Source organism: Devosia sp. (genome assembly GCF_036676215.1).
Lineage (GTDB): Bacteria > Pseudomonadota > Alphaproteobacteria > Rhizobiales > Devosiaceae > Devosia.
Window position 1 is genome coordinate 1 of the sequence record NZ_JAKFDJ010000128.1, and the last position, 19,956, is coordinate 19,956.

Sequence of the window (19,956 nt, forward strand, 5' to 3'; positions counted from 1 at the left end):
CGCAGCCAGAGATAGGCGGCGAGATAGGCGTGGGGCGGGACCAGGGCGGGATCGTGATAGGTGGTCGTCTCGTCGAGCTGATAGCCACGGGCGGGCTGCAGCAGGATGGCGACATTGCCGAAGATCAGTGCCGGAAGATGGAAGGCGTCGCCGCGCACAAACGGATCGGTCGCGGGGTGGCCCCAGCGGGCGGTGACAGCATCGCGGATCGGCGCCGGGAGGGCGGCGAAGAGGGTGGCGTAGCGGGCGAGAGTGAGCGTGGCCGGGGTGGTGCCACGCTGCGGGTTAGCATTGGTGGGGCCAGATTGGAGGAAGGCGATGAGGTCGGCGCTACTATCCGGCAAGGCCCCCTCACCCGGCGGCTGCGCCGCCGACCTCTCCCCAGAGGGGCGAGGTGAGAGCGCATACCCCGCCCCTTCCAGCGCCCGCAGCATCTCCACCGTCGACTGCGGCGCGTCGTAGCCGACGCCGTTCGCCAGCCTGCCGTCGCGGATGGGGTAGTTGGCGAGGACGATTGCGATCCTGCGGTCCGCACTGGGGGTGGAGCGCAGGCGGGACCAGTTGGCGGCCAGCGATACAGCGCGGGTGATGCCGGGGGCATCGGGGGTGTAGGCCGTCAGCGGCACCTGGCAGCGATCGTGCCAGACGGCGTCGGCCTTGTGGCCGACGATGAGGCCGCCGAGGCGGCCGTCGACCTCGGGCATGACGAGGAACATCGCCATGTCCTTGGAGGAGAGACCCTGGCTGTCGGCGCGCCATTGCGCCTCGGAGCGGCCGGACTGGATGAGCTGGATCACCGGGGCGTCGCTGGTGGAAAAGGGGTTGGATTTGTCGTCCAGACCATCGATGCCAAGCGCGAAACCCGTGAGATTGAAAACGGCCACGGGCGGAAAGGCCGTCAGCGCTTGCTGCACGAAGCGAATGCAGGGGGCTTCCTTGAGCGAGGAGACGAGCAGCGGCACCGGGGCGAGGCCCTGGGCTTCGAGCTCCGCGATCAGGGCTTCGATTGTAGCGGTGCCAGCGCCTTCGAGGGCGGCACGGTAGAAGAGGATGGGCACATGCGCAGCACCGGGCCGGTGGATCGCGCGCAGGCCAGCTTCGTCGGTCATGCCGGTAGTCGGATGCCAGAGGCCGAAGCGGGCGAAGGGTTGGGGTACCAGATCCACAAGGAGGGCCCCCTCACCCGGCGGCTGCGCCGCCGACCTCTCCCCCGAAGGGAGAGGTGAAGATAGAGCGTTGAACGCCCGCAGGATCGTATCTGCATTGTCCGGGCCACCGGCGACAAAGAGGCCGTGCAGGCGGTTCCAGTCGTCGGGATGAATGGTGGAGCGCGATTGCAGGATGGGGTCGGGATTGGCATCGCCGGGGAGCAGCGCGAGCGGAATTTTGCGATTGGCGCAGAGGGCGGTGAGTTCGTCGACGCCATACTGGAAATAGGCTGCCCCGCCGATGAGGCGGAGGACCACGAGGCGGGCATGGGTGACGGTCTGCTCCAGCCAGAGATCGACCGAGAGATTGTTGGACAGGCGCAGCGTATTGGCGAGGCGGAGTTCGCCCTCCCCTGCCCGGTCGGCAGCGCCGGCGAGCATGGCCAGTTCGCTATCGGCCGACGACGCAAAGATCAGCGCGCCGGGGCGCTGCTTGAGGTCGATGGCTTCGCCTTCCTGCTGGATGGCGCCGGCCTGCGCGGAGAGGAGGTGCACGGCGCTAGGCCTTCTTGAGGAACTCGGTGCGCAGGACGAGGCCCTTTACCTTTTCGGCATTGCACTCGATCTCGGCGGTATCGTCGGTCAGCCTTATGTTCTTGATCAGCGTGCCGCGCTTGAGGGTGACCGAGGTGCCCTTGACCTTGAGGTCCTTGATCAGGGTGACGGCGTCGCCATCGTTAAGCTGGGTGCCGTTGGAGTCCTTGGTGATCTCGGTCATGACTGGTCCTTTGGTTTGAATACCCCCACCCTGCCTCCCCCTGACAGGGGGAGGAAGAGATCGAGGTCAGGCTTTGCTCTCTCAGGCCGCGACAGCCAAAGCGCGTTGCAGGCTGGCGGTTATGGCGGCGCGGTCGAGCGGGCTTTCGCCGATGACGACCAGTGCTGTCTCGCGCAGTTCGCCGTCCTTCCAGGGACGGTCGAAATAGGCGGTGACGCGGGGGCCGACGGCCTGGATGGCCAGGCGGGCGGCGGCACCGGGCACGGCGGCGAAGCCCTTCAAACGCAGCACATCGTGGTCACGGATCGTGGCCTCGATCGTGGCAAGCAGCTCGTCCTTGCCGGTAATGGCCGGCAGGCGCAACGAGAAGCTGTCGAAATCATCGTGCTCGTGCGTCTCGCCGCCATGTTCCAGCTCGTGGTGGCTGGGGCGATTGGCGATATCGTCTTCGCTCCCCATGCCGAGGCCGAGCAGGGCCATGATGTCGACATGACCATTGTGGGCGCGGATGAGGCCGGTGCCGGGGCGCATTTCGGCGCGGAGGCCGGCTTCAACCTTGTCGAGGGTCGCTGCGTCGACGAGGTCGGCCTTGTTGAGCACGACCAGATCGGCGGCCGAAAGTTGGTCCTCGAACAGTTCGCCCAGGGGCGTTTCGTGGTCGAGCATTTCGTCGAGCCGGCGGCGGGCGTCGACGGCGGCCTCGTCACTGGCAAATCGCCCTTCGGCCAGCGCCGAGGCATCGGCAACGGTCACCACGCCATCAATGGTCACCTGCGCCTTGATCTCGGGCCAGTTGAAGGCGCGGATCAGGGGCTGTGGCAGCGCCAGGCCCGAGGTTTCGATGACGATGTGGTCGAACTTTTCCGGGCGGGCGAGCAGCGCCTGCATGGTGGGGATGAACTCGTCGGCCACGGTGCAGCAGATGCAGCCATTGGACAGCTCGATCATATCTTCTTCGCGGCAAGTCTCGTCGCCGCAGCCGGCGAGGATATCCTTGTCGACGCCCAGATCACCGAACTCGTTGATGATCAGCGCGATGCGCTTGCCCTTGGGAGCGTGCGCCAGCAGGTGGCGCACGAGCGTGGTCTTGCCGGCGCCGAGGAAGCCGGTGATGACGGTGGTCGGGATCTTGCTCATGCGTGGGCTCCTGCGGGGACAGCCGCACTGCGGGCAGCAAGGACGTCGTTGAGCTTGCCGAAGACGGTGCCCAGCACCAGCCAGAAAACCAACGCGGTGCCCAGGGTGATGGCGGCGAATTCGGTGGCGAGATGGGCCGGGACAGCACTCGGCTCATCGGGAGCGGCAGGAGCGCCGATGATGTGTGGGGCGACGACCAGCGCGATGGCGACGGCAAAGGCCCAGCTGGCGCGCGTCTTGGCCAGCAGCAGGCAGGCCGCACCGGTTGCGAGAGCCGTGCCAGTCCACCAGATCTGGCGCGCGCCCAGATCGCCGGCGGGCATGCCCGGCAGTTCGGGCGCGAGGCCATAGGCCGGGGCGAGCGAGAAGGTAATGAAGCCGGCCATGCCCCAGAGGAAGCCATTGGCGAAGGTGATCGGGATGCCGGCGAACATGGAGACGGCGCCGATGACGAGGGCAAAGCCGGCGGCGGCGAGGACGGTCGCCAGGGTGGTATAGGCGGTGCGTTCGAAACCATCCTGCGGGGCCCATTCGGGCTCGGCCTGCGTGGTGGCGACCACGTCGTGGCTATGCTCGGGCGTGCCTTCGGGGTGTTCGTGCGCGGCGACGACGGCTGCTTCGCCGTGGCTATGGCCGCCTTCGCCCTCGAAGGTCTCGGCATGCAGAATAATCGGGGTGACGCGGAAATGCTGGATCGCGGCCGTGACCAGGCCAGCACAAAGGGCTGCGAGAAGCGCAGCGGCAAACAGATTGCGGATCATTTTGATTTACTCTCGTTTCTGGTGGTCGCGCTTCCGAACCGCAAAACCGGTTCCCACTTTTGCTGGAAGCGCTCCGGTCCCTGCCTAGTGGCAGGGGAAGCCCATGGCGTGGCGGGTGTCGTGGGCGCCATTATGCAGGCGGTAATCGCCGGCAAAGCCGGTGCCGACCAAGAGGGTCAGCCCGAGCATGAGCGCCAGCGAACCGGCAATGATACGCTGGGAAATCGAGAGCGACTGGAGGCCAGTCGAGGTAGTGATCGTGGTATCGGTCGTCATATTCATGGCAGCACCCTCCGTGCGCGGAATAGTATGGGCGTAAAGCCCGGTTCGTGTGCAGGCAGGTCTCCTGGCTCACGGTGGAAATAGCACCCTCGCCTTCCCGGCTTGCGCCAGTGGCATATCGAGAGTGCGCACCGCTTACAGTTGCGGGGGCAGCCACGGTTTTGCGCCCTGATGGGTACGTCGCACCGTGTTCCCTTTTGATCCCTCCGGCACAACGGCCTTCAGGAACCAACACGGTCCACAGTTACGCCGTAGCCGGGGTGGCGGTCAATCGCGGAAATCAGGATGGGGATAGCCGATGGACATCGACTCCACCCGCACATCCATGACCTCCAGCAATGGCTCCGTGGAGGATACCGTCACGTCGCCGGTGACCGGCAGGGTGTCGACGTCTTCCGGATAGGTGGAGGGGCCGAGGCGAACCGAAAGGATGCAGTCGCCGGGCAGGTCGGAGAGGTTGCCAGTCTCGAAGCCGGCATAGCCGCCGTAGTCCCAACCGAAACCGCTGAAATCGAAGGCCTCACCGTTGAGTGCCTCAAGCTCCTTGAGCTGCATGCCGATACGCACGCCGCCGGGTGCAATCGACTTGGAGGGGAGGTCGACATAGCTGGGACCGGTCAGGCTTTCCTCGTCCCACCAGACGAATTGCAGGGTCTTCCTGGAATTATCTGGAAATACCGTAGTTGCCAGCATTTCGGTACCCTCGGGACCCGGAACCATCCCGGTCACCACATTGTCCGCGCCGTAAATCTCGATCAGCCGTGCCGCGGAGCTGTCGATGGCGAAAGCACCTTCGCAAGCAATCTCTTCGGCCAAGCCCGGTGTCGCAAATGCGAGCAGCGCGAGAAGGGATGTACGGACCAACATGAAAGGCCTCCTCCAGATGTGGCAGTGTCGCCGAAGCGGGATCGACCTGCAATCAGCGACTCACGCTATGAACCGGAGCTGAAGGAGATCGTCCCTATGAAACCCATCAAATTCGACCGTGAGGAAACCAAGGCCATCGTCGGCGAGATCCAGGACTATTTCCGCGATGAACTGGATCAGCCGATCGGCGCCATCCCCGCCGAGATGCTGATGATGTTCTTCGTCGACAAGATGGGTGCCTATTTCTACAACCGCGGGCTTTATGACGCACAGGGGCTGATCCGCGAGCGGATGGACAGCCTCACCGACGACATTTTCGGGCTGGAGCAGCCGACCAAGCATCTGCGCTGAGCACAAGAGGCCTGCGAGAATCCCGCTTTCGCGCCGCTGCCACCATGGCTAGATAAAACCGCCGGGGCTGACCGGTTCGTTCAGGAGGAAGCCTTGGGCTTCAACTTTGCCTTGCTGGCGCCGATCGGGCTGCTGGTCGCATCCAATCTGTTCATGACCTTTGCCTGGTATGGGCACCTCAAATTTCCCGGCACGGCGCTCTGGGTGGTGGTGGTGGCCAGCTGGGGCATTGCCTTTTTCGAATATTGGCTGGCGGTGCCGGCCAACCGGATCGGCTATGGCACCTATTCCGGCGCCGAGCTCAAGACCATTCAGGAAGTGATCTCGCTCTCAGTCTTCGTGCTGTTCGCGGTGTTCTATCTCGGCGAGAAGTTCACCTGGAACCACGGTATCGGCTTCGCCATGATCGCCCTGGGTGCGTTCTTCATCTTCAAGGGGCCGCTGAAGTAGGACCTTACCTCTCCCTTGGGGGAGAGGTCGACGCGTAGCGACGGGTGAGGGGGCCTTTTTCTTGGCGCGGTGCGTGGGGAAGGCCCCTCACCTGGCTTGCTTTCGCAAGCCGACCTCTCCCCCAGGGGGCGAGGTAAGTAGTCAGTGCGCCGTGCCGGAGCCGCCGACGGCAACGACGTTGTAGGGCGCGCCGGCGACGGGGATGGCGCCGGTTTCGGTGAAGCTGGCAATGTCGATCAGGTGGACTTCGCCCTGATTGGGGTCGGTCACGGCGACCACATCACCGGCCACAGCGATGCGGGGGCGCGGCAGGCTCCAGTCGCCGTCCATGGAATAGGGCTCGGTCACCGACAGGGACTGCACAATCTCGCCGGAGAGCACATCGAACTGGTTGAGCTTGCCGTCCTCGGTGAAGATATAGGCGAATTTCGGCCGGATCGGATCGACCACGAAGTGGACCCGGCGGGTCGGCAGGTCAACGAGGCGATAGGGCTCGGCTTCGGCGGGATCGATGAGCACCACCTTGTCGGCCCCGTAATTGCCCAGGAAGTACTGCATGCCGACACCGCCGAGAAAGGTGGTGGACTTGCCGTCGGGCAGGCCGTCATAGGCGAGCTTGGTGACCTGAGGTTCGCCTGAACCCGACACGATCAGCACGCCGTCGCCGCAGCCGACGATGACCAGATCGCCCGAGGTTGCCTCGCCATGCAGGTCCGGGCAGGCATGGGTGTCGCCAACCTTGTTGCCGTCCTTGTCGACGACGTTGAGGCCAAGGCGCGGCTTCTTTTCGTCTTCGGCATTGGCGAAGGAGACCAGCGTATAGTCGCCCCATGGCACGGCGACGCCGTGATGGGCCGTGCCGCTATCGAGCTCGACGACGGCGACTTCACCGTCATGCGCCCATTCGTGGCTGTCGAACAGGCTGACCTTGCCTGAGCCGTCGAAGAAGAGTGCAGCCTTGCCGCCATGCTCGACGAAATGGGCAGGCTTGTCGCCCGTCATAACGGCATCGACCAGTTCGGGGTCGGACACTTCGATGTCGCCATGATCGCCATGATCGTCGACCGAGATGCCGCTGCGGATCGCCGACACCTGATTGCTCGCGCCCTGCACAGCGAAGACGGCGTCGCCGTCGGCATAGAGCGCCGCCGGACTGGCCAGCGGGAAGGTGGCGAGGGTGTCGCCGGTCGCGAGGTCAAGGGCGGTGACTTCGGCCTTGGCGTGATCGGCGACGAACAGGCGCCAGGCGGAGACGTGATCGTCGGCAAAGGTGGGTACAATCAGCGCCGTGGCGGCGAGAAGGGGCAGGAGGAAGCGAGCGCGCATGATGTCTCCGATATGTTAGCACGTTACGTTTGGGTGAAGTTTTGAACGTGGAGCAGTGACCTTGATCGCGTGAGCACAAACCAATGCTGCGCGCGCGGATCACCCCACCCTCGATCCCTCCCCATCAAGGGGAGGGAGGCGCCAGCTCCAAGGCCAGTGTTCATCGTCTCCCTCCCCCTTGTGGGGAGGGATCAAGGGTGGGGGTGGGTCGGACTCGATGGCTGGAGAATTAGCCCAGGCAATCCACCAGGCTGGTCGCCAACCCGCGCAGCAACTCCGGGTAAAGCTCAACACCCTCTGCCAGCGCGCCACCCTCGGGGTCGAGGACGCCGGATTTGGCCGGCGTGCCCTCGGTGATGGCGGAGATGATGGCAGGTTCGAAATTGGGTTCGGCGAAGACGCAGGTGACGTCGAGTTCGGCAAGCCTGGCCTTGAGCTCGTCGATGCGCGCGGCGCCGGGCATGGCATCGGGGGTAACGGTGACCGAGCCGGCCAGGTTGAGGCCGAAGCGGGCTTCGAAATACTGATAGGCGTCGTGGAAGACGATGAAGGGCTTGTCGGCGACCGGCGCCAGCATGGCGGCCAGTTCGGCCTCGAGGGCGTCGAGCTTGACCAGCTCGGCTTCGGCATTGGCCTGGTAGGCGGTGGCATTTTCTGGATCGGCTTCCGCGAGCGTCGTGGCGATCTGGGTGACCATCAGCTTGGCGTTTTCCGGATCGAGCCAGAAGTGCATGTCGCCCTCGCCGTGCTCCTCGTGCTCCTCGTGTTCGGCTTCGTCGCCATCCGAATGCGGTTCGAAGGCGCCGCCTTCGCGGACCGGGAGCAGCTCGATGCCGGGCGAGTCGGCCAGCTCGACGACAGTGGCGCCGGTGGCCAGGGTTTCGAGCGCCTCGCCGAGGAACAGTTCCATGCCATGGCCGGTCCAGAAAACGATATCGGCTGCCTCAAGTGCGCCGGCATCGGAGGGCCTGAGAGCATAGGTGTGGGGCGAGGCGGAGCCCTTGACGATGAGGGTGGGTTCACCGACGCCCGCCATGACCGCCGCGACCAGGGAATGGACCGGCTTGATGGAGGCCACGACGCTGGGGGCGGCCATGGCAGTGGTGGTGAGGAGAGCCGTGGCCAGCAGGGTGAGCGAGAGTAGTTTCATCGGCAGGACCTCGTGATATGTTATGTTATTACGCTTGCGGCGATGTTATGCTATAACGTATTGAGAGGCGTCAAGAGGTTTTCGGATGGATGCACTGGCACAAAAGGAAACGCTGATCACGCTCAGCAATGCTGGCGTGACGCGTGGTGGACGGACGCTGGTGAGCGGGGTGGACATGACCATTTCGCGCGGCGAGATCGTGACGCTGATCGGGCCGAATGGCTCGGGCAAGTCGACCACCGCCAAGCTGGCGACCGGCGTGCTCAAGCCGACCATGGGCAAGGTGACGCGCCAGCCGGGGCTGCGGATCGGCTATGTGCCGCAGAAGCTGACCATCGACTGGACGCTGCCGCTGACGGTGGAACGGCTGATGACGCTGACGGGGCGCTATGCGGCCAGCGAGATCGACACGGCGCTCGAAGCGGTGGGCGCATTGCGCCTGCGCAAGGCGGCGGTGCAGGAGCTGTCGGGTGGCGAATTCCAGCGCGTGCTGTTTGCGCGGGCGATGATCCGCAAGCCGGACCTGCTGGTGCTGGACGAACCCGTGCAGGGCGTCGATTTTTCCGGCGAAGTGGCGCTCTACGAACTGGTGCGACAGATCCGCGACACGACGCGGAGCGGGATTTTGATGATCAGCCATGACCTGCATGTGGTGATGGCCGAAACCGATACCGTCATCTGCCTCAACGGCCATGTCTGCTGCCGCGGCACGCCGTCGGCGGTGAAGCGGAGTCCGGAATATCTCAGGCTGTTCGGCGAGCGCGCCGCGCGTACGCTGGCGATCTATGAGCATCGCCACGACCATGAGCATGGCGCGGATGGGCATATCCATCACGACCATGATCAGAGCCATGACCATGAGCACGATCACCACGACCATGCGGGGCACGACCATGTTCGATGACTATTTCTCCCGCGCCCTGATTGCCGGCGTCGGGCTCGCCCTGGTCGCCGGCCCGCTGGGCTGTTTCGTGGTCTGGCGGCGCATGGCCTATTTTGGCGACACCATGGCGCATTCGGCGCTGCTGGGCGTGGCGCTTTCGATCATTCTTTCGATCAACATGACGCTAGGCGTGTTTGCCGTGGCGGCACTGGTGGCGGGGGCGCTGATCGTGCTGCAGCGGCAGGCGACTTTGTCGACCGATGCGCTGCTGGGCATATTGAGCCATTCGACGCTGGCGGTGGGGCTGGTGCTGGTGGGATTTCTCACCACGGTGCGCATCGACCTGATGGGGTTCCTGTTTGGCGATATCCTGGCCGTGTCGGTGGAAGATATCGCCATCATCTATGGCGGCGGCGCAGCCATCCTCTCCATCCTGATCCTGGCCTGGCGGCCGCTGCTGGCCTCGACGGTGAGCCCGGAACTGGCGGAAGCCGAGGGCCTGCGGCCCGAGGCGAGCCGGCTGGTGCTTATGATCCTGATGGCCAGCGTCATTGCCATTGCCATGAAGCTGGTGGGCGTCTTGCTCATCACCTCGCTGCTGATCATTCCCGCGGCCACGGCTCGGCGGCTGAGCGCGACCCCGGAGATGATGGCGGCGGTGGCGGCAGGGCTCGGCGCCATTGCCGTCGTGGGTGGCCTCTTCGGGTCGCGAACGTGGGATACCGCGTCCGGCCCCTCGATTGTGGTGATGGCTTTGATCATATTCCTTGTGTCGCTGACGGTCCCCGTCACGCGACTGTTCGGCCGGAGAGAGACCCATGGCGCATAGTCACGACGTTCCAGGCGACCTGACGCGCAATCAGGGGCTGGTGCTGGGGGCGCTCAACCATTCGGTGGGGCCGCTCAGCGCCTATGACATTCTCGACAAGCTGCGCGCCGATGGGCTGCGGGCGCCGTTGCAGGTCTATCGGGCGCTGGACAAGCTGGTGGAGCGCGGGCTGGCGCATCGGCTGGAATCGCTCAATGCCTTCGTCGCCTGCGCGGACGAGCATTGCCACCGCAAGGGGCTGATCGCCTTCGCCATCTGCGAGGGCTGCGGCAAGGTCGATGAATTCGCCGATGCGGTGATCGAGGATCGCTTGAGCGACTGGGCCAGCGCCAAGGGCTTCAAGGTGGAGCGGACGACGATGGAAATCCGCGGGAAATGCGCGGCGTGCCTGGAGGCGGCTTAAGTGCGGCAGGTTGCCGGAGAGATCGGGGCTCCCGTCACCCCCTCCTAGCCTCCCCCATCAAGGGGGAGGTACCGGCCGGCGAATTTGACGGGATCGTGCCCAATGAGTGGAGCGGCACCTCCCCCTTGATGGGGGAGGTTGGGAGGGGGTGTTGGTGCCTACTCGCCAAAACTCAGAAAATGCACGGCCGCAGAGCCATATTCCCGCCGGTCGTCCAACGCGAAGCCTGCCGGTATCTCCACGTTCGCATCGACGCTTTCCTCAAAGACCAGCATCGCTCCCGGCGCCAGCCAGCCACCAGCGGCAAGCCCCGCCAGCGCCTGTTCGCCCAGGCCCTGGCCATAGGGCGGGTCGAGGAACACCAGGTTGAACTGGCCAAAGGTGCCGGGCGTGCCCAGATCGGTCGCGTCGCGGCGCAGCAGCTTGGTGATGCCCCCTGCCCCGAAGGCTTCAATGTGGTCGCGGATCAGCCCGCGCGATTCGGCGCCCATATCAACGAAGGTCACGTGGCTGGCGCCGCGTGACAGGGCCTCGAGCCCCAATGCGCCGGTGCCGGCGAAAAGGTCGAGCACGCGGATGCCCTCAAACACCGGGCCGAGCCGGCTGGCGAGGATGTTGAACATCGATTCGCGCACGCGGTCGGCCGTCGGGCGGATCGAATCGTCCGACGGCGAGATCAGCTGCTTGCCGCGGAATTTACCGGCAACGATGCGCATGGCTTACGCCTTGGGGCGACGCGGACCGGCTGGACGGCCAGCGCCACCGGATGGGCGACCGGCACCACCCGAAGGGCGACCGCCGGCGGACGGACGGCCGGTGCCGCCACCCGGACGACCGCCGGGCTTGCCGCCAAAGCCACCGGGCTTGCTGCCACCGGGGCGCGGACCGCGGGCGGGTGCGGCGCCGTCACGCTTAGGCATGGGCTTGCCATCGGCACGCATGCGGGGCTTGCCATAGGTCTTGGCCTCGGAGCCGAACTCGTCGCGGCCGGGGCGGGTCGGACGATCGCCACGCGCGGGCCGATCGCCGGCCGGACGGAAGCTCTTGCCTTCCGGGCGGTAGGTCTGGGGCTTTTCCGCGAAGTTGCGGCCGGGACGCTTGGCCTCGGCCTTGAAGGCCGCGCCGTCGCCGCGCTCGCTGTCGGGACGGACGCGGGGCGTATAGGCGGGGCGCTCCGCGCCTGCGTCGCCGCGGCGCGGACCGCGCGGCGTGCCGGCGAATTCGCGGCCCTGCGGCGGACGGCCACCTTCAGGACGGGGACCACGCGGGCGATCGCCAAAGGACTTGCCGCCGGCCGGACGGCCACCGAAATCGCGGGCCGGACGCTCGCTGCGCTCGGCAGACGGACGGGCGCCTGCGGGACGATCTCCATAGGGACGCTTTGGCCGATCGCCATCCTCGCGGCGCGGGCCGCGCGACTTGTCGCCAAAGGCCTTCTTCTCGAACGGCTTCTTTTCCCCGAACGGCTTCTTGTCGCCATAGGGTTTCTTGTCGCCGAAGGACTTCTTGTCCCCGAACGACTTTTTCTCGCCGAAAGCGGGCTTGCCGCCGGCGGGGCGGGGCGCGGCCTTGCCGAAGGTCTTTGCAGACTGGTCGTCACGATCGGGGCGCTTGACGATGCGGGTATTGCGTTTAGCCACGAATTCCTCCGGCGCGCGGCCTTCCTCATCGAAATGGATGTGGCGGGGCGGGGGCGCATATTCATCGTCCTGCGCTTCGTCGCGCCGGGGGGCCGGCTTGCGGCTGTCAAAACGCCCGGGGCGGTCCTGGCGCGGGCGTTCGGCGCGGACTTCTTCCTCGGTCTTTTCGGCGCCGTCGGTGAAACGGAAGCGCTGGCGGTCGATCTCGACCGTATTGGTGCCGCGGCCGGTGAGGCGGTCGCGCGTCGGCTTGCCGATCAGGGCGGCCTGTTCGGGCATTTCGCTGTCGAAATCGACATCGGCCGCATCGGCCAGCTTCTTGCCGAGCTGGTCGCGCAGCATCTTGGCCTTGACCGTCTCGACGCCACCCACCGGGATATCGCCGAGCTGGAACGGGCCATAGCTGACGCGGATCAGGCGATTGACCTCGAGCCCGAGGGCGCCGAGCACGTTCTTGACCTCGCGGTTCTTGCCTTCGCGCAAAGCCAGGATGAGCCAGACATTTGAACCCTGGTCGCGCTCGAGCGTGGCTTCGATGGAGCCATACTTGATGCCGTCGATCTCGATGCCGTCCTTGAGCTTGTCCAGTGCCGCCTGGGTAACGGTGCCATGGGCGCGCACGCGATAGCGGCGCAGCCAGCCGGTGGCGGGCAGTTCGAGCACGCGCTTGAGCCCGCCATCATTGGTCAGCAGCAAGAGGCCCTCGGTATTGATATCGAGGCGGCCGACGGTGACGACGCGCGGCAGGCCGTGGGTTTCGAGATGCTCGAAAATAGTCTCGCGGCCTTCCGGGTCCTTCTCGGTGACCACCAGCCCCGCGGGCTTGTGGTAGAGCCAGACGCGGGTGCCCTGGCGGGCGGCGAGCGGGGCGCCATCGACGATGATCTTGTCGCGGTCGGTGACATTGAAGGCGGGGGTCAGCACCTTTTTGCCGTTGACCACGACGCGGCCCTCGGTGATCCACACCTCGGCATCGCGGCGAGAGCAGAGCCCGGAGCGGGCGATGACCTTGGCGAGGCGGTCGCCGGTGTCGGGCTTGGCGGGGGCGGTGTCGCTCATATCGGCGTACTTTCTGTCATGCGGGACCCATCTGGGCGGCGCGGGAAAAGGCGAAGCGGCCGGATCAACCGGCCGCTTGCAACAAGTCAAACCAACGAAATCGTCAGTTCAGGGTGGTCTCTTTTTCGGTCAGACCCACACCCATATTGCTGCTCAGGGCTGCGGGTGCGCTGGGCGCCGAACGGCGGGCCGCCTCGATTGCCTTGCGCACTGATGCCGGACATTTCGGATCGTTGAGCGCCACGATCTCGCCACCCGGGGTGGAGCAGACCAGATCGGCATCGCCGACGCGGGTAAAGTACTCATCGGGCGGCAGATAGAGCGGGCGCGGGCCACTGATGGTGGTGACATCCATATTCGCGCGCTGCATGCGGGCGACGAGCGTGCGGGTTTCCTGCTCGGTCAGAGGGCGGCCGGCGGTCGAGCGCAGGTCAACGACCTTGGCGTTGCGCAGGCGCTGGATATCGGCCTCGGTCAGATTGGTGGTGTCGATCCGCACCGTATCGCTATTGGCCGGCAGCTGGGCCGCCGCGGTCTGCTGGACGGGCGCCGGCAGGGCCTGGCCGGAAGCCGGCAGCACCAGGGGCGCACGCGCGGAAGTCAAATCTTCCTTGGGCGTCTCGCCGGGGATGAGGCCAACGCCACGCGCCGTGCTGGACATGACCTCGCGCTCGAAGGTGCCCACATCGGTGAGGGCATTGGTGCCTTCCACGGTGGTGCAGGCGCCGAGCGCCAAAGCCAACACGAGACCCAGCGAGGCCAGGCCGGTGCGGGTGAGCGCCTTGTGAGCAGCCTGCTGCCCGGTCAATCCAATACGCATGAAACGTCCTTCGAGATGTCGGCGGCGCTTATAGCGCATTCTGCCGACTAAGACCAGATTCTGGCAGCAACGTGTTCGGGTGCTCAACTGGCCGGTTTGCGAGGCCGGCCGAGACCGATGAGATCGGCGATCAGCAGGATGACGCCGGCGGTGATGGCGAGGTCGGCGATGTTGAAGATATAGAAGGACCAGGTGCCCCAATGCAGGTGGAAAAAGTCCGCCACCGCGCCATAGATCAGCCGGTCGATGGCGTTGGAAAGCGCCCCGCCAATGCAGAGGGCAAGGCCCAGCCGGACCAGCGCGGAATCGGCGCGCAGCCACCAGACCGAGAGCGCCGCAATGGCGACCAGCATCACCACGCCCAGCGCCCAGACCGGCAGGCTGTCGAACAGGCCATAGGAAATGCCGGTATTCCAGACCAGCACGTAATCGAAGAAATCGGTGACGCGCAGGATTTCCCCGCCGCGCCAGCCGGTCATGGCGAAGGGAATATAGCTGGTGAAGACCTCGACGCAGGGCGCTGCGCCGATGGCGATGCAATCGGCCGAGACCTGGAACGCCTTGTGGGCGCGGTCGATGCCGAAGGCGAGGATGGCCATGGTCAGGGAGAAGTAGACCGAGGGCTGCAGCCATGCGCGCACGGCGGCAGCCTTGTTGGCGTTCTCGTCCAAGACCTACAGCCCCGCCGCGGCGCGTTCGCGCAGGGCCTGGGCATCGCGCGGGGAGACGTCGGGATATTCGGGGTCGGAGCCGACCTCGGGGAGGATTTTCCACGAGCGAGCGCAGCGCGTGCCCTGGGCCAGCGCCGGCACCACGGCGACGCCGGGGACGTCGTCGAGCTGGAAGGCTTCGGCGGGCACATCACCGGTCGTATCGATGGTGATCGCCGACGTGATCGAAATCTCGGCCAAGTCGAGGTCATGGATGGCGGCGGTATAGCGCGCGTCCGAAATGAACACCTTGGGCGCTGCCTCAAGGGACGACCCGATGCGCTTTTCGCGGCGTTCAACTTCGAGCGCACCCGTCACGACACGACGGACGGCACGGATGAGCTGCCACTTGTCAGCCAGATCCTCATCGAGCCAATCCGCCGGCACCTCGGGGAACAGCCGCAGATGCACCGACGAACCCGCTCCCGGATACCGTTCGAGCCAGACTTCTTCCATGGTGAAGACCAGGATCGGCGCCAGCCAGGCGGTGAGGCAATCGAACAGGTGATTGAGCACCGTCAGCGTAGCCTTGCGGGTCACCGACGAGATCGGGTCGCAATAAAGCGCGTCCTTGCGGATGTCGAAATAGAAGGCCGAGAGCTCGATATTCATGAAATTGCCGAGCAGCGTCACGATCTTGCGGTAGTCATATTCCTTGTAGGCGGTGCGCACCTGCTCATCGAGCTGGGCCAGGCGATGCAGCATGAGCCGTTCGAGCTCGGGCATGTCCTCGAAGCGGACTTCATCGCTCGGCTGGTAATGGGCGAGATTGCCCAGCAGCCAGCGCAGGGTGTTGCGCAGCTTGCGGTAGCTATCGACCGTGGTCTGGATGATTTCCTTGCCCAGGCGCAGGTCTTCCGAATAGTCGGAGGACGCGACCCAAAGGCGCAGGATATCGGCGCCATATTGCTTGATGATGTCCTGCGGGGCGACGGTATTGCCCAGCGACTTGCTCATCTTGCGGCCTTCGCCATCCATGGTGAAGCCGTGCGTCAGCACGCTTTCATAGGGAGCGTGGCCATTGGTGGCGCAGCTTTCCAGCAGCGACGAATGGAACCAGCCGCGGTGCTGGTCGCTGCCTTCGAGATACATCGAGGCCGGGAACTTGAGATGCGGCCATTTTTGCTTGTTGCGCAGCACCCAGGCATGGGTGGTACCGCTATCGAACCAGACGTCGAGCACGTCGGTGACCATCTCGAAATCATCGGGATTGCGACCTTCGCCCAGATAGCGGGCGGCTGCGCCCGGCTTGTACCAGGCGTCGGCGCCCTCTTCCTCAAAGCTCTGGGCGATGCGGTGATTGACCGTGTCGTCCTTGAGGACTTCGCCCGTGGCCTTTTCGACGAAAACCGTGATCGGCACGCCCCAGGCGCGCTGGCGGCTGAGCACCCAATCGGGGCGGTCGGCGATCATGGCGCGCAGGCGGTTCTGCCCGGCAGCGGGGTAGAATTTGGTGGCGTCGATGGCGTTGAGCGCGCGATGGCGCAGCGTGTCGCCGGCCGCGCCTTCGATGTCGCGGTCCATATAGACGAACCATTGCGGCGTGTTGCGGAAGATCACCGGCTTCTTGGAGCGCCAGGAATGGGGATACTGATGCTTGACGCGGCCGCGGGCGACCATGGCGTTGCGCTCGGCCAAAGCGGCGATGACGCGGTTATTGGCATCGCCCTTCTTGCCATTGTCATCGATGACGCGCGCGCCTTCGAGGCCGGGCGCTTCATTGGTGTAGAAGCCGTCGTCGCCGACGACATAGGGGATGGCGGTGTCGATACCCTTCTCGCCCAGCAGGCGCGCGGAATCCATCCAGATCCCGAAGTCGTCGAGACCGTGGCCCGGGGCAGTGTGGACGAAGCCGGTGCCTGCATCGTCGGTGACGTGTTCGCCATCGAGGAGCGGTACTTCGAAATCATAGCCGTCACCGAGGCCGCGGAGCGGATGGTGGCAGGTCAGGCCGGCCAGCACCGCTGGCGGCACGTCCTGCAGACGAACAAATTCCTCGACCTTTGCCTTGGCGAAGGTTTCTGCAGCCAGGTTGTCGGCCAGCACATATTTCTCGCCCGTCGACGCCCAGTTGCCGTCGGGCGCCTTGGTGACCTCGTAGAGGCCATAGGCGACCTTGGACGAGAAGCTGATGGCGCGATTGGCGGGGATGGTCCAGGGCGTGGTGGTCCAGATGACAACCGATGCGCCGGTCAGGTGCTCGCGGCGCGCGATATTGTCGTCGACACCCGATCCGGCAGTCGCCGCGATGTGCGAGGTCGGGAACTTCACCCAGATAGCGTCGCTCTCATAATCCGCATATTCGATCTCGGCTTCGGCCAGCGCCGTGCGTTCGACCACCGACCACATGACCGGCTTGGACCCGCGATAGAGCTGGCCGGTGCTGGCCACTTTCATCAGCTCGCGGGCGATCTGGGCTTCGGCGTCGAAGCTCATGGTGAGATACGGATTGTCCCATTCGCCCAGGATGCCGAGGCGCTTGAATTCCTCGCGCTGCACATCGACCCACTGCTCGGCAAAGGTGCGGCATTCCTGGCGGAATTCGACGACGGGAACCTCGTTCTTGTCCTTGCCCTTGGCGCGGTACTGTTCCTCGATCTTCCATTCGATGGGCAGGCCGTGGCAGTCCCAGCCCGGCACATAGGCAGAGTTGTAGCCCAGCATCTGCATGGAGCGGCTCACGAGGTCCTTCAGCGTCTTGTTGAGCGCGTGACCGATATGGATGTTGCCATTGGCATAAGGAGGGCCGTCATGGATGGTGAAGAGCGGCCGGTCCTTGGCCTGCTCGCGCTGCAGCGCATAGATGTCCATCTCGTCCCAACGCTTGAGCCAGCCCGGCTCGCGATCGGGCAACCCGGCGCGCATGGGGAATTCGGTTTCCGGCAAAAACAGCGTCGACGAATAGTCGGTTTCGGCGGCGCCCGTGGCGGTATCGGTCATGGAAACGGCAATCAGTTGGGGAGATTTGGCCGCCTTTTAGCAAGGCAGGGCGGCCGGGGCAAAGGATGATTTGGGATCACCGGCCTCTGGCTCCCTACCCCTCTCCCCTTGAGGGAGAGGGCGGAAATCCGCGTTCAGCGGATTTTCGGGTGAGGGGTTCTGCGCCCTCCAATGCCAAACGCAAGAAAGAGACCCCTCATCCTCCCTTGGGGCCCCTTCTCCCTCAAGGGGAGAAGGGGAAGGAGCCGACAAATCGTTGCCCTACCCCACAAACCCCAGTTTCGCATCCAGCGCGCTGAGCGGCTCGGCCGCGGCGAGCGCCGCTCTCGCCTTGCGGCTATCCCGATCCATGGCCGCAATCAGCTCATCCAGCCCGGCGAACACTTCCTGCCCGCGAATGTGGTCGACCAGCGCCACAGTGATGGTCTGGCCGTAAATGTCTTCGTCGAAATCGAACAGATGCGTCTCGAAGGGCGGGAGCTGATTGTCGAACATGGGCTTGCCATAGGCGGCCACGCCGTCGAAAACGCGGTCGCCCAGCCGAGCGCGCACGGCATAGACGCCCTGGGCAAGCTGGAAATTGGCGTGGGTCATGGTGTTGGCGGTGGGGTAGCCCAACTCCCTGCCCCGCTGGTCGCCCTTGACCACGCAGCCATCGAAAAACCAGTGATAGCCCAGCAGCCGATTGGCCGCGGTGACGGCACCTTCCGAGAGCGCGGCGCGGATGCGCGAGGAGGAAATGACCTCGTCGCCCTCGTCCATCAGGTCCAGCGTTTCGACGGCGAAGCCCTGCGCCTCGCCGGAGGCCTTGAGGAAGGTCGGCGTACCGCGCCGCTGGCGGCCGAAATGGAAATCGGCGCCGACGATGACGCCGGTTACGCCCAGCGCATCGACGAGAAAGCGCGACACGAAATCCTCGGCTTCGATCTGGGAGAAGGCCCGATCGAAATTGAGAATGGCAATGGCATCGAGCCCGAAGGCCTCGGCGAGACGCGCCTTGGCATTGCCATCGGTGAGGCGGAACATGAAGGGCGCGGGCGCGAAGACGTCGCGCGGATGTGGCTCAAAGGTAAGCATGATGGCGGGCACGCCGGCCTCGGCCGCGCGGGCCTTGAGCGTCGCCAGCACCGTGCGGTGGCCGCGATGGACGCCATCGAAATTGCCGATGGCCACATAGGCGCCGCGCAGGGTGGCGGGGACATTTTCGAGGCCATTGAGGCGGACAAAACCGGCCATCGGACTACCAGGACAGGCGCGGCAGGAAGCCGGCCATGTGGGCGCGGCTAGGCGCCACCAGATCGGCAATGGCCTGCGGATCGGGCTTGCCGAAGGCATCGAGCTCGGCCGCATGGATGGAGCCGGTGACGAAGAGCAGGTCCACGCCGAACTTGGCCGCGCCGGTGGCATCGGTGCGTACGCTGTCGCCGATGGCCAGGACGCGGGATTTGTCGAGCGGGCGGCCGGCGGCCACCTCGGCCAGGCGGAAGGCCTCCTCATAGATGGGCTGATAGGGCTTGCCCGCCATTAGCACCATGCCGCCCATGGCGGCGTAGAGGTCGCCCAGGGCGCCTCCGCAATAGATGATCTTGTCGCCGTGCTCGACCACGCGGTCGGGATTGGCGCAGATCATCGGCAGCTTGCGGCTGAGCCAGAGGCGGGCGCGGTCGCGGTACATTTCGGGGGTGTCATCGTCAGTGTCGAGATCGGTGACCACGATCGCCTCGGCCTCGTCGGCACCGGCGCGACGGACGTCCAGGCCCTCGTAGAGCGCGTCATCCTCTGTCGGAGGGCCGACGTGATGAATGGGCCTGCCGCGATATTTGGCGATCATTGCGCGCGTGGCGTCGCCTGAGGAAACGATGGCGTCATAGGCCTGCCGGTGCACGCCCAGGCGATCGAGCATATCAACGATGGGGCCGGAGGGACGCGGCGCATTGGTGATGAACACCACCTTGCCACCCGCCTTGCGAAACTCGGCCAGGGCATCGACGGCGGTGGGAAAGGCCTCGACGCCATTATGCACCACGCCCCAAACATCGCTGAGCACTGCGTCATAGCGGCCGGCGAGATCGGCGAGGCCGGTGATGGAAGGCAGCGGGCTGGTCATCGTAATCTTCCGATGCGGACAGGATGGGGGTTCTATGTGGCAGCCGCCCCTCGGGATCAAGAGGAAACCGAGATGTGCCTGCAACGGCTACGGACCGAGGCACCCCAACTGAAGCCTGCCTAAACCTCGGCGCGGCGCAATTGCACGGCCTGGCGGGCCGGCTCCACCATCAGCTCCGCACGCGCGGGGCTCGGGGCGGCAATGTGAGGACCCTGGACCAGCAGGATACCGTCTTCAAGCAGCTCGACGATCTGGCTTTCATTGGCGATGCCGGTGGCCATCAGCTTGATTTCGAAACGCGCGACATAGTTGGCA

General features: G+C 65.2%; 21 protein-coding genes and 1 riboswitch. Of the genes, 5 read left to right on the plus strand and 16 right to left on the minus strand.

Annotated features, from left to right (window positions below; translation table 11 throughout):
- From V6M52_RS11480 to V6M52_RS11505, 6 genes are all read right to left on the minus strand, one after another.
- The coding region (locus V6M52_RS11480; protein WP_332701119.1) for a cobaltochelatase subunit CobN at positions 1–1,703 on the minus strand (1,703 nt) is incomplete at its 3' end.
- A 4-nt stretch (positions 1,704–1,707) separates the two neighbouring features.
- On the minus strand, positions 1,708–1,926 hold the full coding sequence (locus tag V6M52_RS11485; protein ID WP_332691312.1) for an alkylphosphonate utilization protein: 219 nt from the start codon (positions 1,924–1,926) through the stop codon (positions 1,708–1,710).
- Positions 1,927–2,007: 81 nt separating this feature from the next.
- On the minus strand, positions 2,008–3,063 hold the full coding sequence (cobW, locus tag V6M52_RS11490) for a cobalamin biosynthesis protein CobW (protein ID WP_332691309.1): 1,056 nt from the start codon (positions 3,061–3,063) through the stop codon (positions 2,008–2,010).
- Complete coding sequence (locus tag V6M52_RS11495; RefSeq protein ID WP_332691306.1) at positions 3,060–3,824, minus strand: CbtA family protein; 765 nt, start codon at positions 3,822–3,824, stop codon at positions 3,060–3,062. The genes cobW and V6M52_RS11495 overlap by 4 nt, the downstream gene beginning before the upstream one ends.
- Before the next feature lie 84 nt (positions 3,825–3,908).
- On the minus strand, positions 3,909–4,106 hold the full coding sequence (locus V6M52_RS11500; RefSeq protein ID WP_332691303.1) for a CbtB domain-containing protein: 198 nt from the start codon (positions 4,104–4,106) through the stop codon (positions 3,909–3,911).
- Between the two features lie 37 nt (positions 4,107–4,143).
- Positions 4,144–4,354, minus strand: a riboswitch (cobalamin riboswitch).
- 19 nt (positions 4,355–4,373) lie between these two features.
- Positions 4,374–4,973, minus strand: coding sequence for a hypothetical protein (locus V6M52_RS11505; RefSeq protein WP_332701120.1), 600 nt, complete (start codon positions 4,971–4,973; stop codon positions 4,374–4,376).
- A gap of 96 nt (positions 4,974–5,069) precedes the next feature.
- Here V6M52_RS11505 and V6M52_RS11510 point away from each other — a divergent pair, with 96 nt between their 5' ends.
- Both V6M52_RS11510 and V6M52_RS11515 read left to right on the plus strand, forming a co-directional pair.
- Positions 5,070–5,324: a DUF2164 domain-containing protein gene (locus V6M52_RS11510; RefSeq protein ID WP_332691297.1), complete on the plus strand. Its 255-nt coding sequence runs from the start codon at positions 5,070–5,072 to the stop codon at positions 5,322–5,324.
- Positions 5,325–5,417: 93 nt separating this feature from the next.
- The gene (locus V6M52_RS11515) at positions 5,418–5,774 is read left to right on the plus strand and encodes a DMT family protein (RefSeq protein ID WP_332691294.1); all 357 of its coding nucleotides are present in this window, start codon (positions 5,418–5,420) and stop codon (positions 5,772–5,774) included.
- Between the two features lie 141 nt (positions 5,775–5,915).
- On the opposite strand, the gene aztD is transcribed toward V6M52_RS11515, so the two are convergent.
- The gene (gene aztD, locus V6M52_RS11520; protein ID WP_332701121.1) at positions 5,916–7,100 is read right to left on the minus strand and encodes a zinc metallochaperone AztD; all 1,185 of its coding nucleotides are present in this window, start codon (positions 7,098–7,100) and stop codon (positions 5,916–5,918) included.
- Positions 7,101–7,329: 229 nt separating this feature from the next.
- Positions 7,330–8,250 carry a zinc ABC transporter substrate-binding protein gene (locus V6M52_RS11525; protein WP_332701122.1) on the minus strand — a complete coding sequence of 307 codons (921 nt, stop codon included), beginning with the start codon at positions 8,248–8,250 and terminating at the stop codon, positions 7,330–7,332.
- Between the two features lie 85 nt (positions 8,251–8,335).
- On the opposite strand from V6M52_RS11525, the gene V6M52_RS11530 reads away from it, so the two are divergent.
- From V6M52_RS11530 to V6M52_RS11540, 3 genes are read left to right on the plus strand one after another with little or no spacing between them, the layout of a single operon-like run.
- Entirely contained in the window at positions 8,336–9,154 is an 819-nt protein-coding gene (locus V6M52_RS11530) for a metal ABC transporter ATP-binding protein (protein ID WP_332701123.1), read from the plus strand.
- Positions 9,144–9,962: a metal ABC transporter permease gene (locus tag V6M52_RS11535; protein ID WP_332701130.1), complete on the plus strand. Its 819-nt coding sequence runs from the start codon at positions 9,144–9,146 to the stop codon at positions 9,960–9,962. Before V6M52_RS11530 ends, V6M52_RS11535 begins: the two co-directional genes overlap by 11 nt.
- On the plus strand, positions 9,952–10,365 hold the full coding sequence (locus V6M52_RS11540; protein WP_332687533.1) for a Fur family transcriptional regulator: 414 nt from the start codon (positions 9,952–9,954) through the stop codon (positions 10,363–10,365). The genes V6M52_RS11535 and V6M52_RS11540 overlap by 11 nt, the downstream gene beginning before the upstream one ends.
- 158 nt (positions 10,366–10,523) lie before the next feature.
- Here V6M52_RS11540 and rsmD read toward each other — a convergent pair whose 3' ends face one another.
- The 8 genes from rsmD to V6M52_RS11580 all read right to left on the minus strand — a co-directional run.
- The gene (gene rsmD / locus V6M52_RS11545) at positions 10,524–11,081 is read right to left on the minus strand and encodes a 16S rRNA (guanine(966)-N(2))-methyltransferase RsmD (RefSeq protein ID WP_332701124.1); all 558 of its coding nucleotides are present in this window, start codon (positions 11,079–11,081) and stop codon (positions 10,524–10,526) included.
- A gap of 3 nt (positions 11,082–11,084) precedes the next feature.
- Positions 11,085–13,064 carry a pseudouridine synthase gene (locus V6M52_RS11550; RefSeq protein ID WP_332701125.1) on the minus strand — a complete coding sequence of 660 codons (1,980 nt, stop codon included), beginning with the start codon at positions 13,062–13,064 and terminating at the stop codon, positions 11,085–11,087.
- Positions 13,065–13,167: 103 nt separating this feature from the next.
- Positions 13,168–13,884 carry a hypothetical protein gene (locus tag V6M52_RS11555; RefSeq protein ID WP_332701126.1) on the minus strand — a complete coding sequence of 239 codons (717 nt, stop codon included), beginning with the start codon at positions 13,882–13,884 and terminating at the stop codon, positions 13,168–13,170.
- An 83-nt stretch (positions 13,885–13,967) separates the two neighbouring features.
- Positions 13,968–14,555, minus strand: a complete 588-nt coding sequence (gene lspA, locus V6M52_RS11560) for a signal peptidase II (protein WP_332689096.1) — start codon at positions 14,553–14,555, stop codon at positions 13,968–13,970.
- A gap of 3 nt (positions 14,556–14,558) precedes the next feature.
- Positions 14,559–17,534 carry an isoleucine--tRNA ligase gene (gene ileS / locus V6M52_RS11565; protein WP_332701127.1) on the minus strand — a complete coding sequence of 992 codons (2,976 nt, stop codon included), beginning with the start codon at positions 17,532–17,534 and terminating at the stop codon, positions 14,559–14,561.
- Positions 17,535–17,795: 261 nt separating this feature from the next.
- The gene (locus tag V6M52_RS11570; protein ID WP_332701128.1) at positions 17,796–18,770 is read right to left on the minus strand and encodes a bifunctional riboflavin kinase/FAD synthetase; all 975 of its coding nucleotides are present in this window, start codon (positions 18,768–18,770) and stop codon (positions 17,796–17,798) included.
- Positions 18,771–18,774: 4 nt separating this feature from the next.
- The gene (locus V6M52_RS11575; RefSeq protein WP_332701129.1) at positions 18,775–19,641 is read right to left on the minus strand and encodes a TIGR01459 family HAD-type hydrolase; all 867 of its coding nucleotides are present in this window, start codon (positions 19,639–19,641) and stop codon (positions 18,775–18,777) included.
- Between the two features lie 119 nt (positions 19,642–19,760).
- Positions 19,761–19,956: hypothetical protein (locus V6M52_RS11580; protein WP_442881852.1), on the minus strand; the 196-nt coding region annotated here is incomplete at its 5' end.

Excerpts from the sequence above, each read along its gene's own strand:
- V6M52_RS11485 (WP_332691312.1), bottom strand. The coding sequence starts at position 1,926 with ATGACCGAGATCACCAAGGACTCCAACGGCACCCAGCTTAACGATGGC.
- cobW (WP_332691309.1), bottom strand. The coding sequence starts at position 3,063 with ATGAGCAAGATCCCGACCACCGTCATCACCGGCTTCCTCGGCGCCGGC.
- V6M52_RS11495 (WP_332691306.1), bottom strand. The coding sequence starts at position 3,824 with ATGATCCGCAATCTGTTTGCCGCTGCGCTTCTCGCAGCCCTTTGTGCT.
- V6M52_RS11500 (WP_332691303.1), bottom strand. The coding sequence starts at position 4,106 with ATGAATATGACGACCGATACCACGATCACTACCTCGACTGGCCTCCAG.
- V6M52_RS11505 (WP_332701120.1), bottom strand. The coding sequence starts at position 4,973 with ATGTTGGTCCGTACATCCCTTCTCGCGCTGCTCGCATTTGCGACACCG.
- V6M52_RS11510 (WP_332691297.1), top strand. The coding sequence starts at position 5,070 with ATGAAACCCATCAAATTCGACCGTGAGGAAACCAAGGCCATCGTCGGC.
- aztD (WP_332701121.1), bottom strand. The coding sequence starts at position 7,100 with ATGCGCGCTCGCTTCCTCCTGCCCCTTCTCGCCGCCACGGCGCTGATT.
- V6M52_RS11525 (WP_332701122.1), bottom strand. The coding sequence starts at position 8,250 with ATGAAACTACTCTCGCTCACCCTGCTGGCCACGGCTCTCCTCACCACC.
- V6M52_RS11530 (WP_332701123.1), top strand. The coding sequence starts at position 8,336 with ATGGATGCACTGGCACAAAAGGAAACGCTGATCACGCTCAGCAATGCT.
- V6M52_RS11535 (WP_332701130.1), top strand. The coding sequence starts at position 9,144 with ATGTTCGATGACTATTTCTCCCGCGCCCTGATTGCCGGCGTCGGGCTC.
- V6M52_RS11540 (WP_332687533.1), top strand. The coding sequence starts at position 9,952 with ATGGCGCATAGTCACGACGTTCCAGGCGACCTGACGCGCAATCAGGGG.
- rsmD (WP_332701124.1), bottom strand. The coding sequence starts at position 11,081 with ATGCGCATCGTTGCCGGTAAATTCCGCGGCAAGCAGCTGATCTCGCCG.
- V6M52_RS11550 (WP_332701125.1), bottom strand. The coding sequence starts at position 13,064 with ATGAGCGACACCGCCCCCGCCAAGCCCGACACCGGCGACCGCCTCGCC.
- V6M52_RS11555 (WP_332701126.1), bottom strand. The coding sequence starts at position 13,884 with ATGCGTATTGGATTGACCGGGCAGCAGGCTGCTCACAAGGCGCTCACC.
- ileS (WP_332701127.1), bottom strand. The coding sequence starts at position 17,534 with ATGACCGATACCGCCACGGGCGCCGCCGAAACCGACTATTCGTCGACG.
- V6M52_RS11570 (WP_332701128.1), bottom strand. The coding sequence starts at position 18,770 with ATGGCCGGTTTTGTCCGCCTCAATGGCCTCGAAAATGTCCCCGCCACC.
- V6M52_RS11575 (WP_332701129.1), bottom strand. The coding sequence starts at position 19,641 with ATGACCAGCCCGCTGCCTTCCATCACCGGCCTCGCCGATCTCGCCGGC.